The sequence below is a fragment of the Nitrobacter sp. MLSD-S21 genome (assembly GCF_058809865.1).
Window position 1 is genome coordinate 512739 of the sequence record NZ_JBXASZ010000003.1, and the last position, 17426, is coordinate 530164.

Below are 17426 nucleotides of genomic sequence, written 5' to 3' on the forward strand. Positions count from 1 at the left end.
TCGGTGCTCAGGCCTGCGGCTGTGGTTCGAGACCTGGATCGGGTTCCGGGCGCGGACGTGTTTTGCCGGCAGGCGGCACCGCCGACGTGCGCGGTGTCGCAGGCTCCAGCACCGATTCCCGGTTCGGCTTCTTGCCGTTGAGCAGATCGGTGATCTCATCGCCGGTCAAGGTTTCGAACTCAAGCAAGCCCTTGGCCAGCGTCTCCAGATCGGCACGCTTCTCGCCAAGAATGCGGGTCGCGTCCTTGTAACCGGTCTCGACCAGACGCCTGACTTCGGAGTCGATCTTCTGGGCGGTCGCCTCGGACACGTTCTGCTGGCGGTTGACCTGCATGCCGAGAAACACCTCGTCATTGTTCTCGCCATAGGACACGGTGCCGAGTTCTTTCGAGAGGCCCCAGCGCGTCACCATCATGCGCGCAAGACGCGTCGCCTGATCGATGTCGGACGCAGCCCCGGACGTCACCTTCTCGTGGCCGAAAATCATTTCCTCTGCCACGCGGCCACCCATCATGATCGCGAGTCGCGAGGTCATCTGTTCCAGCGACATCGACAGCTTGTCGCGTTCGGGAAGTTGCATCACCATGCCCAACGCCCGGCCCCGCGGAATAATGGTCGCCTTGTGAATCGGATCGGTAGCGATGACATTAAGGCCGACGATGGCGTGACCGCCCTCGTGATAGGCCGTCAGCATTTTTTCTTCCTCAGTCATGACGAGCGACTTGCGCTCGGCGCCCATCATCACCTTGTCCTTGGCTTCCTCGAACTCGGCCTGCGTCACCATGCGCTTGTTGCGGCGGGCGGCCGTCAGCGCCGCCTCGTTGACGAGATTCATCAGATCCGCGCCAGAGAAACCGGGCGTACCGCGGGCGACGGTCTTGAGGTTGACATCGGGTGCAAGCGGCACCTTGCGAACGTGAACCTTGAGAATTTGTTCGCGGCCGACGACGTCCGGGTTCGGCACCACGACCTGACGGTCGAAGCGGCCAGGGCGCAGTAGCGCGGGGTCAAGCACGTCGGGGCGGTTGGTCGCCGCAATGAGGATGACGCCCTCATTGGCCTCGAAGCCGTCCATTTCGACCAGCAACTGGTTCAGCGTCTGCTCTCGCTCATCATTGCCGCCGCCGAGACCGGCGCCGCGGTGACGGCCGACCGCATCGATTTCGTCGATGAAGATGATGCAGGGCGCATTCTTCTTGGCCTGCTCGAACATGTCGCGGACGCGGCTGGCGCCCACGCCGACGAACATCTCGACGAAGTCCGAGCCCGAAATGGTGAAGAACGGCACGTTGGCCTCGCCCGCGACAGCGCGCGCGATCAACGTCTTGCCGGTGCCGGGCGGGCCGACCAGAAGCACGCCGCGCGGAATACGCCCGCCGAGGCGTTGGAATTTGCCGGGGTCGCGCAGGAACTCGACGATCTCCTGCAGGTCCTGCTTGGCCTCATCGACGCCCGCGACGTCCTCGAAGGTGACGCGGCCGTGGGCCTCCGTCAGCATCTTGGCGCGAGACTTGCCGAAACCCATCGCCTTGCCGGCGCCGCCCTGCATCTGGCGCGACAGAAAAATCCACACGCCGATGAGCGCGATGAACGGCAGCCACGAGACCAGTAGCGAAACGAACCATGGGACGCTGTCGCCGGGGGGTTTAGCTGTGATCTGCACCTTGGCGTCATAGAGCTTTTTCACCAGCCCCGGATCGGTTGGCGCATAGGTCTGGAAGTTGGAACCGTTGGTGAAGGTGCCGTGAATCTCCTGCCCTTGGATCACGACATCGCGAACATTGTTCTGATCGACTTCCGTCAGCAACTGCGAGAACGAAATATCCTGCGCGGTCGTGTGGTGACCAGGACTCTGGAACAATGTGAACAATGCCAACAGGAGCAAGACAATGATGACCCAGAGGGCGAAGTTGCGCATATTGGCGTTCATCGATCTTCCTTCGAGGCCGCGCGGATCGCAGCCGGATATCCCTGCATCGACTTAATAGATGGGGGTTGCCGAGACGTATACAATCTAGGCGCGGAGGTTGCCCCTGCCAAGGGAACCGGGTGAAACTCTTATTAAATAAAACTATTCGGCCCTGGCAGTTGACACAAGGTTTCGCATTTCCAATATTTCTGCTTATCACCTCTTTGATCCGCTTCATCTTTCAAGCTTACGCCCGGCGGAGTCTGCGGTCGCTTCATATTTTTGAAGCATAGTGGCGCTTGACGGAACTTGACGCGGGGCGGAAATGAGATCCGCCTTGGATTACAGGCTAGGTCCTCTGCGCGGCGATTAACCAAGCCGCATTAGTTGGTCCGACGCCGGGGCGGTGCCGGCTCGACGCTGATCCGCTCGGAGGTAAGCGTCACCAGCGCCCCCGCCAACGTCCTTCTGAGCAAAACGCGTCGGCCGAAACCCGCATGATTTGCGGCGCTTTCGAGTGCCAAGAGCAGAGCCTCAACCTTACCCAATTCAGCCCGTCCCTCGCAGCCGATACGATCGATCACCCGCAACAACAATCGAACCTTGATCTCCTCCGAGAGGACCGCAAACGCCTCCGTTCGAAAGCCCGGATGCTGCGCGTCGTCATCCTGCAGGGCCAGATAACGCTCCGCGCCGTCGACGAGGAGTTCCAGCGCTGTATTAGCTCGCGCCAGACGCGATGCAAGCCGCGTCAGGTTATGGGCATCGCATCCTTCCTCCGCCAGCGCCGGCATCAGAGCACGCAAACGCGGACGCGTGAAATTGAGGTCGCGATTGGTCGGATCCTCCACGTAGTCGATCTTTGCCTTCTTCAGCGTCGCAATCAGCCTCGACTTCGGAACATTCAGAAACGGCCGGGCAAGGATGAACCCGTCACGCATCGTTTCACGTGCCATTGCGGAGAGGCCCGCAATGCCGCTGCCGCGTGATAATCGCATCAGAACGGTTTCCGCCTGATCATCACAGGTGTGAGCGGTGAGGATATGCAATGCGCCGTGGGCACGGGCTGTTCTCGCCAGCAGGCGGTAGCGGGCGTCTCGCGCGGCCGCCGGTAATCCGGATTCCGGTTTGGCGCCGCTCCAGCGCACGATGCGGTGGGTCACGCCGAGCGAGGTTGCGAGCAGCTTGACGTGTCGCGCCTCGCGCGCGGAGCCACGCCGCAGGCCATGATCGATGGTGACAGCAATGAGGTCGGGACCGCCTGTCACGGCGCGCCGCCAACGTGCCGCGAGCCACATCAGCGCCATGGAATCGGGGCCGCCGGATACGGCGAGGACGAGTACGCGGGCCGCTTTCCAGTCCGCGAACAGCGTTTTCGCTTCCGTTGCCGAAATCGGCAAAGCGGGGCCCGTTTTCGGTGGCTTCATCGCTTGTGCGGTCGATCTAGTCCGAACCACCGATGCCCATCCCAAATGTCAGGCGGTTGCCGTCCAGATCGTCGATATCGAAATCACGCATGCCGTAGGGACGATCGCCCGGCGGATGCACTATGGTCGCCCCGCGCGACTTCAGCTCATCGTGCAGCGCGTCGACCTCGGTCACAAACACGTTGACGGCGCCTTGGCCGGATTCGCGTGGCGTCTTGTTCTCGGCCTGGAAATGAATCGTGACGTCGCCCCGCTCGACGCCGCCGTAGAAAACCGGATCACCGTAGGTGAAGCCGACCTTGAAGCCGAGGACGTCGCGATAATGAGCAACGGCTTTGGGGACGTCCTGGACCACGAACAGGGTCGCGGCCGAACAAAATTGCGGGGCATGAGGGCTCATCGGACACGCTCCTTACAGTCGGAGACCCGCCCGAATTTACGCGATCCGGCGCATGTTCTCTAGAGCGCGATCCGCAAAAGTGGTTTCCGGTTTTGCGTCCGATCGCACTCGAATATTGAGAATACGCATGATCTTTCGCCAAACCGCTCACACTGTGGCGGATCATGCGCTAGCATTTTACCCGCCTCTGCTCACGGTCCACGGCCTGTTTCACTCCGGCGGAGGCGCGGGGATATTTGCGCGTGACCTCACCAAGCGCGGCGCAGGCGGCCTCTTTTTCTTTCAGCGCGGCCAGCGATTGTCCGAGCCGAAGCAACGCATCGGCCGCCTTTGCCGAACTGTCGTACTTTGTGGTCACGCCCAGGAAAGACTCAGCAGCCTCGCGATATTTCTGACGCTGAAACAGGCTTTCTCCGAGCCAGTACTGCGCGTCACCCGTCAGAGCATCGGAAGGGTATTTCTGGGTGAAATTGCGCATGGTTTCCTCGGCAAGCGCATAGTCCTTGCGCTGCATGTAGCCAATGCCAAGATCGAATTCGTCCCGCGGCGTCGCCGATGGCGGCAGTGTTGTCAGGCCCCCCGAATTGAGCGGGGCGTTGCCGGTCGTCGGATAGTTCCCCGAAGAGCGTGGACCGACGTTGGCGAGATCGAGCGGAGCGCCGGCTTCGCGGCCGCCGGGCGAACCTACGGCCGTCGCCGGGACCGGCATCTGTCCGCCGCCGAGCGCGCGCGGCGCACCCGGGGCATTAGGGTTCTGACTGGGGTTGAAGGCATCACCCCGATGACCTTGCGCAGGCACGGGCACGACCTGCTCCTGCACGAGGGGTGGCTGACCTCCTCGCTGATCGTAATTCGGCTGAGGCGAACCGGCGTTTGGATTTGCCGGCGCAGTCGCCGCGACGCCAGGTGATGCCGTTCCAGGCTGCAACTGCTGCAGCTGTTGTTCGAGCATCCGATTCCGGTGCTGCAACTCTTCGTTCTGCCCGGTCAGGGTTCGCAGCTGCTGTTCCAGTTGCTGGATGCGGAGTTCGGGATCGACGTCATATTGCGCGGAGACATGTGACGAAAGCACGAGCATCGTGGCAACGGCCATTGCGCGTGCAAACCTCGAAGGTATGGATGACATTTTGGCCTGTCGACTGAATAAACGTCACATCGAAAGCGCACCCATTGAAAACTTCAGTACGCCGAAAATGTGACTTGGTCCAACAACAACAATCACTTTACGACGATCTTGCCGGTCAGTCTTCTCCTTAAATATTTTCGTGGCGTTAAGGGTGAAAACGGCGCCCTCTGGCTTGAGCTGCAGATAACAGCCGGTTTGCATCGTCAAGACAGAAGGCAGAAGCCGGCTTTTATTTCATCGATCGTCCTGGCGCAAAAAAACCGGCGCCCCAAGAGCGCCGGCTGAAAACAAAATAAGGGACGCCTCAGGAACTGGCGTTGAGCACCGTGACAGCGCGACGGTTCTGGGACCAGCAGGAAATGTCGTTGCAGACCGCGACCGGGCGCTCTTTGCCATAGGAAATAGTCCGCATCCGGCCCGGATCGATGCCGCGCGACGCAAGGAAAGAGCGAACCGTCTGCGCGCGGCGGGCGCCGAGCGCAATGTTGTACTCGCGGGTGCCTCGTTCATCCGCATGGCCTTCGACGGTGAAGGAATAGCGATTGTAGGTCTGCAGCCAATGCGCCTGTTTCTCCAGCGTCGTTATCGCCTGTGGCGACAGGCTGGTCTGGTCGCTCTCGAAGAAAACGCGATCGCCGACATTGACCACGAAATCCTGCTGGCTGCCCGGGGTCGCGGCGCCGGCCATCCCGCCGCCCCTCCCGTCCATCGGATTTTTATTAGCGCAAGCACCCATCGACAGCGCCGCCGCAACCACGGCGGCGAGCTTCAATCCCCGGAGGAATCGCTTCTGATTTAACATTCCGGAGCCTCCACGCTCGCGTTTTCCACTGTTATTCGCTCTACAGGGTGATGGTTAAGCGAACGTTCCGTCAACCTTGATGAGAGGTTGCTCGATTGCATCAAATGCCATGTTTGCGAAAGAAGCGCCCGCGATGGTTAATAAGCCGCAAATGTGGCGCGAGGGTGAACCGACAGCGATTTCACAACCGTGCGGTCCGCGGAGTCCGCCCCTGAACCCACATCATACATCACAACAATAGGTCGGATATCAGGACCTCGGGACGATCGAGGGTCGCGCGAACGAAAACGGAGAATCGGTGGGCACCAGAGTTGCGGCGCCAGCTCTGCGCTCGAATAACATTCGACGTTCGAAATAGCTCGAACGGAGATACGGATAGCGGGCAAAGACCTTTTCGCGCGAGGCCGGAAAATCGACCGCCATCAGACAGATCGGCTTGACGAGACCAGGATACCGGCGTGGAGGACTCAACGGCTGGTGATCAAATAAACGCCGGTAGAACGACCGGTGTTCGGCGCGAACGGTGGCCAGACCAAGGTCCGCATTGAAGAAACTGCAGGCGACGAAGCATAGACGGAGCGTGATGTAGGGCAATTCAGGAAATCGGCCCGCGAGCTCCGGATCCGCCACGAAGCGGGTCGGGTCGACCATAACCTTGCCCCGATCGACTTCCGGCTGGAGATAATCGTTAAACACATCCACCGAGGGACTGCGCGGATGCTCCGGCGACGAAATGCTGAGACGAATGGAACTGGCGAGCGCGCCGTCCAGATAGATGCCAAAAATCCAGGAATTCGGCATATCGTCGAAACGATCGAAGATTTTATGGTCGCGGTTGGTCTCGATCGCGCCCTCATTCAGGTAGGCACGATATCGAAGGCGGTAGATGATATCCCTATCTGCCGGCGTTTCCACCAAGCGATAATCAACCCGATCCAGAAGTTCGATACTTCGGTCTACAGGCTTGGCGACTGTTAGAGCCAAACTCATTGGGAGCACCCTCGCCGTCTGATTCCAGCAGACAATCGAAGGTTAACGATTCGTTAATAAAATGAAAAGATAACAAAACATTAATGTTAGTGTATCCTCACATTCTTTCAATGGACCACCCTCGACTCGGAGGTGGTGGCATGCCCTTAGGGAGAAATCTAAGCGATCGACCGGACGACCTTCACACTGCCATCAGACGACGTCCATGAGAGGCGTCGAGCAGCCGACGGATGCCTGCCGCCGAGACCGGTCGGCTGAACAGATAGCCTTGCGCTTCCGTCACCGTGCCATCGACGCTGACGAGATCGAGCTGCTCGTTGGTTTCAATGCCTTCGACGACGACGGCCATGCCGAGATCGGCGCTCAGCCGAGCCACACCACGCAATAGCATCAGGGGCCGGTCCGTATCGATCCCTTCCAGAAACGAGCGATCGATCTTGACCTTCTGGAGCGGGAAATTGTGCAAATAGCTAAGGCTCGAATACCCTGTGCCAAAATCGTCGAGTGAAATCCTCACGCCCGCGGAGCGCAATTGGCTCAGCGCGTCGTGGGTCCACTGCGTGTTGCGCAGTAACGACGATTCTGTAATCTCGATTTCGAGGCGGTGCGCCGGAAGACCGGAAACCTCCAAGGCATAGCGGACTTCGCTCAGGATGTCGCGCTGATGGAATTGCTCCGACGAGAAATTGACGGCGACGCTGACAACCTCCGGCCACGTCATGCATTCCATGCAGGCCTTGCGCAAAATCCAGCGGCCGAGATCGATGATGATCCCCATCTCCTCCGCCACCGGAATGATGTCCATCGGCGACACTGTACCGCGCGAGGGATGATTCCAGCGCAGGAGTGCCTCGCAGGCGGTGATCCGGCCCGACTTCAGATTGACCAGCGGCTGATAGAACAGTTCGAACTCTTCCTTGGCCAGTGCGTTGCGTAGATCGAGTTCGAGGGCGCGGCGCGATTCGACCGTTTCAGCCATCTCGTTGCGGAAGAAGCAGAAGGTTCCCCGGCCATCGGCCTTGGCACGGTAGAGCGCCATGTCGGCGTGCTTCAGAATGTTGTCGGCCGTGATGCCAGGTGATGTCATTGCGATACCGATGCTCGCGCCGATCTCGACAAGATGGCGATCAATTTCATATCGCTCGGTGAGCCGTTCGACGATGCGGCGGGATAGCGCGGCCGCCTCCTCCGCCGACTGGATGTTTTGCTGAAACACCACGAATTCGTCGCCGCCGAATCGCGCGACGAAGTCCTCCGGGCGAAGCATTCCCCGGAGTCTGTCGGCGACAATGCATAACAGGCGATCCCCGCAGGGATGACCCAGCGTATCATTGATCTGCTTGAACTGATCGAGATCGATGAACAGCAGCGCCGATAGCCTCGGCGCACTATTGGAAATCGCCAGCAGGCGTTCGATTTCGTCGCGGAAGCTGAGCCTGTTGGGCAATTCGGTAAGCGGATCGAAGCGAGCGAGATGGTTGATTCTCGCTTCCGCCTTGCGCCGCTCCGTGATGTCCTCGACCAGCACGACCGCGCCGCCGACGGCCATCGGCTGGAACGTCCACGATAACGCCCGCCCCTGCTCCATATCCACGTCGGTGGTCACGATTGCGCCGGCCTGCGAATTCTCGATCTCCGAGATAATCGTCCGCCCGTTTTCGGACGACATCGTTCCGGCGGCCACGCATGCGGCGATGACATCCGCTGCGCCGACGCTGCGATGCACGAAGTCGTCGGCGAGATGCATCATTTCACTGAAACGATAGTTCATCACGCCAAGGCGACCGTCTGCGCCGAACATGCACAGGCCATGCGGCATGTTGTTCAGCGCGGTGTCGAACTGGCCGGCGAGCGCGGCTTCGCGTTCGCGCGCGATCAAGGCGCGGAGAAAAATCTGCTGTAGTCTGGTCGTGATCCTCTCGAGACCAAGGAAATACAGCAGGGTGAGAAGCGCCATCCCAAGGTAGTAAGGACTGCCTTTCAGCGCCATCGCCCCAGCCATCGGCCCGCAGGTCAGCAGAATCTGCAGGTGGAAAATCCATGGGCGTCCGTAGGCGCGGCCGGCGCCGGCCGCCACATAGCCCGTGGTGACCGAGATGCAGATCATGTGCGCGACGGCGTCGTCGGTCATCAGAAGCGCGATGGCGCACCATGCGCCAAGCACAATTGCGTAGAGCACCGCTCCGATCTGATAGCGGGCCTCCCAGCGCGCGGCTTCGCCTACGGTCAGATCCGAACGGCGATTCTTGTATTTCGCCATGTCGAAAGTGCGGAGCATGCCAATCAGGACCAGAAGCACCGCGCATGGCCACAGCAGATGGTTGCCGGTCTTCAATGCGGTCATGACCGCCGCAATCGCAGCGCAGACCGCGCCAGCCAACATCGGCGCCGGATTCTGGAATAGCGAACCCACAAGCGCCGCATATATCGCTGGCGACATCGTATCGGTATCGCGATGGTGGTCGGCCAACTGCATCGACTGCGCGCGCATCCTTTCCGCGCGCACAGTGTTACCGGCCGCTAGTGAAGCCTTTCTGAGCGAACATCGTTAGCGAGACGTTTGAACCAGTCACCTGAAGGCCGAATTTACCCTGTAAAACAGAATGTTATAGGATCAAGGTCCAACCGACGCCGATCCGGTTTCGGCTCGGGGATCCGGCTTATGAGAGCAAGGGCGACCATGCCGGATCGGACGCAAAACCAGGCGTGGGAACTTTCAGTTCGTTGCGGCCGGAGACGTCGATCGTATAAAGCGATGGTCCAGCGTTGCCGCCGGGGTCGCGGAAGAACATCAGGACCCGCCCGTTAGGCGCGAAGGTCGGACCCTCGTTGTGAAATCCCGACGTCAGAATTCGTTCGCCGGAACCGTCCGGCTTGATAATGCCGATGGAAAACTGACCACCGCCTTGCTTCGTGAAGGCGATGTAGTCACCGCGGGGTGACCATACCGGAGTCGAGTAGGAGCCTTCCCCGAACGAGATGCGTTGGGCCCCGCCGCCGGTCGCTCCCATCACATAAATTTGCGGTTTGCCGCCGCGATCCGACTCAAAACAGATGCGGGCGCCGTCCGGCGAATACGAGGGCGACGTGTCGATCGCCGGCGTGTCCGTCAGACGTGTCGTCGACTTCGAGCGAATGTCCATCACGAACAGGTTCGAGTTTCCACCCTGCTGCAGGCTCATGATGATGCGTTGGCCATCCGGCGCGAACCGCGGCGCGAACGACATACCGGGGAAGTTGCCGACGATTTCGCGCTGGCCGGTTTCGATGTTGAACAGATAGACCCGGGGATCGCCCTGCCCGAATTCCATATAGGTGATTTCCTGGGTCGACGGCGAAAAGCGCGGGGTGATCACGAGGTCAGCTCCGCGCGTGAGGTAGCGCACGTTGGCGCCGTCCTGATCCATCAGGGCCAGCCGCTTGACGCGGTGCTGCGCTGTTCCGGACTCATCGACGAACACCACGCGGCTGTCGAAATAGCCTTTCTCGCCGGTCAAACGCTCGTAAATCTGATCCGAGATGATGTGCGCGATCCGCCGCCAATATTCCGGCGATGTAAAATATTGCTGGCCTGCAAGCTGCTGGCCGGTCGCGACATCCCACAAACGAAACTCGGCCTTGAGCCGCCCGTCGCCCTGACGCGTCATACGTCCGGTCACCAGCGCCTGTGCGTTGATGGTCTTCCAGTCGGCGAACTGCGGCGGCACGTCGATATTGGTTATCTTCTGGATATACGCGGCCTGGTCGATTGGCGCGAACAACCCGCTGCGCTTGAGATTGTTGGTGATGACCTTGGCGACGCCGGCACCGACCTCGCTATCCGACGGCGAACCGGCAATGAAATTCGGAATGGCGATCGGGAGCGGCGCGACGTTGCCCTCGGTGATCTGGACCCGCGCCTGGGGGAAGGCTTGCCGGCCGCCCAGCAACACGGCAGCCGATGCCATCCCGGAAATCATGTGTCGGCGGTTCAGACGGAACGGCATTCTCTGCAATCCATTTCTCTCGATCATCGGTCAGACTTTTCATCCGCAACGTTCGTTGCTTACGACTTTCGTTCTGTGAATACGGGCTCGAAAAACTTCCATTCGTCGAAATATGCCGCAGGCAGATTGTACGGCTGGCATTCAATGATCGCGCGCAGCGCGCTTTCCTGATAAACGCGGAAGTAGGGTGTCGACGGGTTGCTGATCGCGGTCGGCGTGGTCTCCAGTGTGCCGTCGCGTTTCAGCTTGATGCTGAACACCGCTTCGGTCATCTGAGCTTCGAGCCCGCCATAGGGCTTTTTCCAGCAGCGCTCGACCTGGGACTTGAACATCGACCCCCAGGTCGCGGAATTGTCCGCGGCCTTGCCATGAGCGAGGCCGAGCGCGGCATTCGGATTCAGCGTGTCTCCGGTGACCGAGCGGCGGGTGGGCTCGCGCTTGTCAAGCAGCGCCGCAATCTTTGATTGGTCGAACACGCGCTCAGCCTTCTTCGCCTCTGCCTGGGCTTTCGCCTCGGCTTCTGCCTTGGCCTTTGCCTCGGCTTTGGCTTTGGCTTCCGCTTTCGCTTTCGCCTCGGCTTTTGCTTTCGCCTGCGCTTCGGCCTTCGCCTTGGCCTTGGCTTGAGCCTCCGCCTTTGCCTCAGCTAAGGCTTCCGCCTCGGCCTTCGCGGCCTCTGCTTTGGCTTTCGCATCCGCCTTGGCCTTTGCGTCGGCTGCTTTGGCTGCCGCCTCGGCCTTCGCTGCTGCTGCGGCAGCCTCGGCAGCGGCCTTGTCATCTGGTTTTGGTTGTTCTTTGGGTGCCACGTCGGTCATGACCGGCGGCTTCTTGTCGTCGATCTTGCCGACAGTGTCCTCCGGCGGAGGTGTGGCCTCGGCGACCTTCTCGACCAGGGGTTTCGGTTTTTCCTTCTTGCCGGTCTTCATTCCCGCCGTGACGTGGGCAAGTTGATCGGCGGAGATGATGTCGACCGGCAAAGATTCCTCTGGCACCGATTCGAAAGCCTTCGACGAAAACGACACCAACCCCCACCCGATCACAAGGACGTGCAGGGCAACCGATGCTGCCAATGTCTTATCGACCTTGATCTTCAACCTTAAGATCCCTGCTCCACTTCGGTGACCAGCGCCAGACGCTTGAACCCGGCGCCCGACAGCCGACCCATCACTCGCGCCACCGTGCCGTAGTCGGCCTTCTTGTCGGCGCGCATGAAGATGCGCTCGTCAAGACCGCCGCGTGCATCGGTGATCGCCGTCAATTTCGGAACCAGCTCCTCCATCGTGACTTCGGTGTCGTTGATGAAAATCCGTCCCTGAGCATCAACCGACAACTGCAAGGGCGTCTTGTCCTGCTCGAGGCTTTTGGCCTGGGTCTGCGGCAAATCGAGCGGAACGCCCACGGTCAAAAGCGGTGCCGACACCATGAAGATGATGAGAAGCACCAGCATGACGTCGACCATGGGCGTGACGTTGATCTCGGCCATCGGCTGTGACCGCCGCCGTCCTCTTCGTCCACCACCGCTGGAGGAAGCCGCTGCCGGATTCATTGCCATGATGGACCGCCCGTTTCCATGCCGCTTGACCTCACGCCCGCTCGTCGATCTGACGTGAGAGGATCGCGGAAAACTCGTCGGCAAAACCCTCAAGGCGCTGGGCCTGACGATTCACTTCCGCAGTGAACTTATTGTAAAAAATAGTCGCGGGGATGGCGGCGATAAGGCCGATTGCCGTTGCAAACAGCGCCTCGGCAATGCCCGGCGCCACCACCGCGAGCGAGGTATTCTTCGATGCGGCGATCGACTGGAAGCTCGACATAATGCCCCACACGGTCCCAAACAGGCCAACGAAAGGACCGGCAGAGCCTACGGTCGCTAACACCAGCAACCGCCGTTCCAGCCGCTCGATCTCCCGCGCGATGGAAACGTTCATCACTTTCTCGATCCGCATCTGAAGCCCGGCAATCGAGCGCGCCTGACTTTCGAAAGAACGTTTCCACTCGCGCATCGCTGCAACGAAACAGGCCGCCATCGATTGTGTCGGCTTGGCCGACAACGCCCGGTACAGGTCCTCAATCGACTCCCCTGACCAGAAGGCTTGCTCGAAACGGTCCATCGCGCGCTTGGTGCGGGCGTAGAGAAAGATCTTGTCGATCGCGATCGCCCACACCCACACCGAGCAGGCTAACAGGCCCAACATGACTGCTTTCACGATCCAGTGAGCGTGAAAAAAAAGCGTAATCAGCGACACGTCGGCCGAAGCTAGGGGCAAGGCTGACTGCGCCACGTCGGCCGGATTCATGAGCAGTTTCCTCTCAACGCAAGATATCCCTTCGACGCGAGGCGCGACCTCAAGCCGCCAGTTTCGCGGCCACGAACTCACGCGGCGTAAAAGCGCCACGTAACAAGCCGGTTGAGTCACTTGGGGGGTCTGTCCAATGCCGGAGCCTGCATCCCCTGCCAACGTGTCAAAACGAGGGCTAACGGCGCGCCTTTACGGCTGTAACCAAACGCTAATCATGGTTAAGACCAGGTTACCAAAGAGGATTGAGGCTCTGAAATCCGCCTTAATATTCCAACCCTTGCTCACCGTGAGCCGTGCCCGGCGGAGAGCGGGTGGAGGTGGCCGACCGTCGATTATTCCCCAGGACGGGAGTTCCGGCTCAATGGGCGTGTGGCGATGATCCGACGCCTGAATCGAGAGAGGCTTCAGACCCGCAGATGAGAAAAAGCCCGCCTGTCGGGACAGGCGGGCTTTCCTATCGGTTGGTGGAAGCCGGGCAGCGTCAAAACCAGCGCCGGTCGCAGCGTCCGATTAGTGACTACTGGTCTTGCGGCCTATCGTTCGGCGGCGTCGGCTGGGTGCGATGCTGGGCCATGAAGGCATCGAACTCTTCCTTGTCCTTGGCGTGACGAAGCCGTTCGAGAAAGTCCTTGAACTCCTTCTGCTCGTCCTCGAGCCGCCGCAGCGTCTCCATGCGATACTCGTCGAAGGCGCGGTTACCGCTGGACGGCGCGCCAAAACCGCGGAAGCCAAAACCGCGGCGCTCCATATGGTCCCGCATCCGGTCCATCTTGTACTGCATCCGTTGCATTTTGCTCTCAAACCGGTCGTTGCTCCAGCAGCCCATTTTCCTGCTCCCTAGAGTGAAAAAGAGAATCGCGAGACCGATCGGCCACCACACCATGAAGCCCAGCACGATCAGGACAATCCGGAACGGATGCCAGGGCGCGTCCGTGAAACAGTGGGAATACGGGGGCTGACCTTGGCCCCGCGCATTGTTGGGGCCATTCCAGCGATCGTAGTCAGCGGTGTGGGCCATAGGCCTTCTCCATGAACGGCGTCATGCCACGTGAATGTAAATAACATTTACATAGGTAGCCCACTAAAGGCTTTTGTCAAGCGTGACTTTGACTGGAAATGCGGGGTTTTGGCGGTGCTACGGTTTCCCGCCGTTGTAAGGTCTCGTCACATTGAAAGCGGCAAATACTGGCGAGCAGATCGGAAAGCCTATCCATAAGAAGCTCTTGGCCGATTGCCGCGACCGCACGATAAAACCCAGTCCCGGTATACGCGCAGCTGAACGGTTGGTCAGGTCGCGGACTTTTGATCCCACGGCCCTCGCGGCGGCTTGGCCGGGGCGTTCGGGTCTTCAGGCGACCTGCGTTCGGTCGGAAAGCCGAGCCCTCGCAGATAAATCAGCACGCCGGCTTCGAGCAGATCTTCGGCGGACATCGGCAGCTTGCGTCGCGCCGCGTCGCCGCGGCCGAACAGGGAGGCTATGCCGTGCGCCAACGACCAGATATGCAGCGCCATCATCAAAGCCGGTGGTCGCGCGACGCCCGGCGGTGTCAGTGCTGCAAGCCGTTCCGCCGCGGCGCGAATGATGCTGAAGGCGCGCTCGCTCGCGGCTGACAGCATCGGATTGACATCGGTCGGCAGCCCGGATTCGAACATCGCCGAGTAATAAGCCGGTTCGTTGCGGGCGAAGGCGAGATAAGCGGGGCCGACGCGCTCGAACGCGCTGACGGTATCCGGGCGTCCGTCATCCCATGCCTTGGTCAACACCGCCTCGAACTGCTCGAAGCCGCGTTGCGCGATGCTCGCCAGCAGTTCATCGCGATCACGGAAGTGCCGGTACGGCGCCGCCGGACTGACGCCTGCGGAACGCGCCGCATCGGCGAAGGTGAAACCCGCCGCGCCTTTCTCGGCGATCAGGCCGAGTGCCGCCTCCAGCAGGGCCTCCTTCAGATTGCCGTGATGGTAGCCCCGCTCCGGGCGGCGATGGTCCTTGCGCCAACTCATGTGAAGAGTTTTTACATGAGCACGCGGGAAACACCACTCGTTTCGTCCTGCTTTCATTCGAGAAGCAGGGCGAAATCCAGCATGAAGAACCGCAACCCGTCGCGGCGAACCCCGACCTCCGGTCAAACGAGGCCGGTTCGCCGGAAGTCGGCCAATGGCTGTGGCGGCCTGATGCGGAGCCTATCGGCGCGCGACCTCTGCGCGCAACCGTTCTTCCTGCTCGCGCAGTTCCGGCGTGAACGCCTCGCCGAAATCCTCCGCGTCGAACACCTGACGCAGTTCGAGTTCATCTCCGGGTGCGAAAGGCGCGCGTTTCATCCACTGGATCGCCTCGTCTTTTGAACCGACCTCGATCAGCCAGAATCCGCAGACGAGATCACTGGTCACCGGGAATGGGCCCTCTGTCACCACAGGTGCAGCGCCTGAATATTTGATGCGCGCGCCTTTCGAGGTCGGATGCAACCCCTCGCCCGCCTGCATCACACCGGCCTTCACCATCTCTTCGTTGAACCGACCCATCGCGGTCAGCATTTCGGTGCTCGGCATCTCGCCCGCTTCGGTTTCCTTCGTCGCCTTCACAATCACCATGAAACGCATCGCGATTCTCCTTCGATCCAGTGATCCAGGCCGTTTCTTGGCGGCCCCGCAATGAAGACGGGCGGACTGCGGCCTCTCCGACATGTCCGGTAGAAATTTTTAGGCGTGTGCGCTGATCCCTCAGTCGCCCTGCGGAAACATGTGGAAATACGGCTCGGCGTCCTTCAGCACGCGGGCATAGGACGGTCGCGCCTTGAGACGTTCCAGATAGGCGGCAAGATGTGGATGGCTGTCAGCATATGGCAGCACCCTGGCGGCATAGAACAACGCCGGCGCGGCTGCGCAATCCGCCATCGAGAAATCGTCGCCGGCTGCCCAGCTGCGCGATGCCATCTCGCGCTCGGCGATGTCATAAGCCGCGCGCATCCGCGTTTTCGCATCCTCAACGCCGTGCGGGTCCTTGCTACCGGCTGGCCGTAGCCGGTCGCCGACCACCTTTTGCATATGGTTGTGAATGTGCAGATCGTAAAAGCGGTCCTTCAGCCGCACCTCGCGCTCCGCGTCGCGATCTTGCGGGATGAACCGCGTCCCGCCCGGATAATACCTGTCGATATACTCAATGATGATGCTGGATTCCGGCACCACCTCGCCGCGGGCGGCATCCTGCAACACCGGAAATTTGCCGACACCCCACAGCTTCAGCAGCACCGCGCGCTCGTCCGGATCGCCGAGATCGACCGACATAGCCGTGAACGGCGTCGCGTTCTCATGGAACGCGATTAGTGCCTTGTGGCAATAGGACGACAGCGGATGCATGTACAGCGTCAGCGGCATGATGTTCTCCCGATAAGCGAGCGCTTTGCAGCACTGCATGTGATGACGCAAGACGAAACCATCACGCGTCGTCAAGCGCACATGAGCGCGTATCGCGCGTTTTCCATCGCAACAAATTCCCGCCGCATTGCTTGATCACGCTTGCATCATTGCTTCGGCCGCGGGGACAAGATGCGGGCGCAGCAATTCCAAGGGGCGTTCCGCGTAAACATCGATTCAATTTTGGCTCGCGCGCAAGCCGTGATGAGTCATGCCCGAACCACACTGGCCAAAACCAAATGGGGGAGGACACCATGACCGATGCCACAAAGCGGACGGCTTCCGGCACGCTCGCCGATATGTTCGCGCATATCATGGCGGTAACGGCGCTGCTGGTGATCGCAGCCTGCGTCTTCTACGTGAAATAGCTCTTCGGCCGCCGTCACGGCATCGCGAACACGACTGCGCGAGAGGAAAAATAAGCGAATCTCTCGCGTGTGTCCTCGAAGGGGACATGGGAATTGATTTTCATCCTGCTCCCCCAAGTATGAGCGGTTAATTCAGCTTTCCACTGCCTTGCGCAGATTGGCGAGACCAGCCTCGAAATCAGTACCGACCATGCGATCCATGTTGATGAACACGTGCATGATCTTGCCGATGAACGGCGTCGGCCCCTGCATCGTCCATGTGACACGGGTGCCATCGCCCTGAGGCTGCAATGTGAATTCGGCGGTGTTGTGCGCCTCGAAGAGTTTCAGGAAATCGAGCTTGATGACGACATTCTGGGAAGCGGGCGCATCGAGGATTTCCATGTGGCCCGTGCCGATATTGCTGTCGCCTTCCCAGGCGTAGGTCGCACCTTTGCCGCGTTCGGCGCCGCCGTAGGTCCGCTTCATCGCGGGATCGCGGGTCTCATAAGGCGACCACCGTCCCCACTGATGGAAGTCGGCAATCAGCGGGAAGACATTCTCCGGCGACGCCTTGATGACGGCCGACCGCTCAACGCGGAACGTATCGGGCTTGGTCGAAGCCAGTATTAGAACAACGGCGAGAGCAATGACGATGATGGCAATGACGGCGGCAAGGACTTTCAACATGGCAATCCCTCAAGTCTGGATAAACAGGACAGCCCAAGGAC

The 17426-nt window shown here is 60.2% G+C and carries 17 protein-coding genes; 1 reads left to right on the forward strand and 16 read right to left on the reverse strand.

Annotated features, from left to right (window positions below; translation table 11 throughout):
• Positions 1-7: 7 nt before the first annotated feature.
• The 4 genes from ftsH to ybgF form a co-directional block, all read right to left on the reverse strand.
• Entirely contained in the window at positions 8-1930 is a 1923-nt protein-coding gene (gene ftsH / locus AC1RT6_RS12420; RefSeq protein ID WP_079448277.1) for an ATP-dependent zinc metalloprotease FtsH, read from the reverse strand.
• 362 nt (positions 1931-2292) lie between these two features.
• Positions 2293-3336, reverse strand: a complete 1044-nt coding sequence (tilS, locus tag AC1RT6_RS12425; RefSeq protein WP_079448278.1) for a tRNA lysidine(34) synthetase TilS — start codon at positions 3334-3336, stop codon at positions 2293-2295.
• A 16-nt stretch (positions 3337-3352) separates the two neighbouring features.
• Positions 3353-3736 (reverse strand): bleomycin resistance protein, encoded by a 384-nt coding sequence (locus AC1RT6_RS12430; protein ID WP_079448279.1) that lies wholly within the window; start codon positions 3734-3736, stop codon positions 3353-3355.
• 169 nt (positions 3737-3905) lie between these two features.
• Entirely contained in the window at positions 3906-4829 is a 924-nt protein-coding gene (gene ybgF / locus AC1RT6_RS12435) for a tol-pal system protein YbgF (RefSeq protein ID WP_079448280.1), read from the reverse strand.
• Positions 4830-4931: 102 nt separating this feature from the next.
• Here ybgF and AC1RT6_RS12440 point away from each other — a divergent pair, with 102 nt between their 5' ends.
• Entirely contained in the window at positions 4932-5147 is a 216-nt protein-coding gene (locus AC1RT6_RS12440; RefSeq protein ID WP_158081557.1) for a hypothetical protein, read from the forward strand.
• 19 nt (positions 5148-5166) lie between these two features.
• Here the strand turns inward: AC1RT6_RS12440 and pal are convergent, their stop codons facing one another.
• The 12 genes from pal to AC1RT6_RS12500 form a co-directional block, all read right to left on the reverse strand.
• The gene (gene pal, locus AC1RT6_RS12445; RefSeq protein WP_079448281.1) at positions 5167-5664 is read right to left on the reverse strand and encodes a peptidoglycan-associated lipoprotein Pal; all 498 of its coding nucleotides are present in this window, start codon (positions 5662-5664) and stop codon (positions 5167-5169) included.
• Between the two features lie 249 nt (positions 5665-5913).
• Positions 5914-6654 carry an N-acyl amino acid synthase FeeM domain-containing protein gene (locus AC1RT6_RS12450; RefSeq protein WP_079448282.1) on the reverse strand — a complete coding sequence of 247 codons (741 nt, stop codon included), beginning with the start codon at positions 6652-6654 and terminating at the stop codon, positions 5914-5916.
• Positions 6655-6835: 181 nt separating this feature from the next.
• Positions 6836-9130 (reverse strand): putative bifunctional diguanylate cyclase/phosphodiesterase, encoded by a 2295-nt coding sequence (locus AC1RT6_RS12455; protein WP_309774934.1) that lies wholly within the window; start codon positions 9128-9130, stop codon positions 6836-6838.
• A 184-nt stretch (positions 9131-9314) separates the two neighbouring features.
• A complete protein-coding gene (gene tolB, locus AC1RT6_RS12460; RefSeq protein ID WP_079447991.1) occupies positions 9315-10640 on the reverse strand; it encodes a Tol-Pal system beta propeller repeat protein TolB in 1326 nt (441 codons plus the stop codon).
• Positions 10641-10699: 59 nt separating this feature from the next.
• Positions 10700-11725, reverse strand: coding sequence for a cell envelope integrity protein TolA (tolA, locus tag AC1RT6_RS12465; protein WP_079448118.1), 1026 nt, complete (start codon positions 11723-11725; stop codon positions 10700-10702).
• 8 nt (positions 11726-11733) lie between these two features.
• Complete coding sequence (gene tolR / locus AC1RT6_RS12470) at positions 11734-12189, reverse strand: protein TolR (protein ID WP_079447992.1); 456 nt, start codon at positions 12187-12189, stop codon at positions 11734-11736.
• 31 nt (positions 12190-12220) lie between these two features.
• A complete protein-coding gene (gene tolQ / locus AC1RT6_RS12475; RefSeq protein WP_079447993.1) occupies positions 12221-12934 on the reverse strand; it encodes a protein TolQ in 714 nt (237 codons plus the stop codon).
• A gap of 520 nt (positions 12935-13454) precedes the next feature.
• On the reverse strand, positions 13455-13955 hold the full coding sequence (locus tag AC1RT6_RS12480; RefSeq protein ID WP_079447994.1) for a DUF2852 domain-containing protein: 501 nt from the start codon (positions 13953-13955) through the stop codon (positions 13455-13457).
• A gap of 269 nt (positions 13956-14224) precedes the next feature.
• Positions 14225-14938: a TetR/AcrR family transcriptional regulator gene (locus AC1RT6_RS12485; RefSeq protein ID WP_472790621.1), complete on the reverse strand. Its 714-nt coding sequence runs from the start codon at positions 14936-14938 to the stop codon at positions 14225-14227.
• A 180-nt stretch (positions 14939-15118) separates the two neighbouring features.
• Positions 15119-15535, reverse strand: a complete 417-nt coding sequence (locus AC1RT6_RS12490) for a YciI family protein (RefSeq protein WP_079447996.1) — start codon at positions 15533-15535, stop codon at positions 15119-15121.
• A gap of 120 nt (positions 15536-15655) precedes the next feature.
• Positions 15656-16309 carry a glutathione S-transferase family protein gene (locus AC1RT6_RS12495; RefSeq protein ID WP_079448119.1) on the reverse strand — a complete coding sequence of 218 codons (654 nt, stop codon included), beginning with the start codon at positions 16307-16309 and terminating at the stop codon, positions 15656-15658.
• A gap of 539 nt (positions 16310-16848) precedes the next feature.
• Positions 16849-17385, reverse strand: a complete 537-nt coding sequence (locus AC1RT6_RS12500) for an SRPBCC family protein (protein WP_472790624.1) — start codon at positions 17383-17385, stop codon at positions 16849-16851.
• Positions 17386-17426 lie beyond the last annotated feature (41 nt).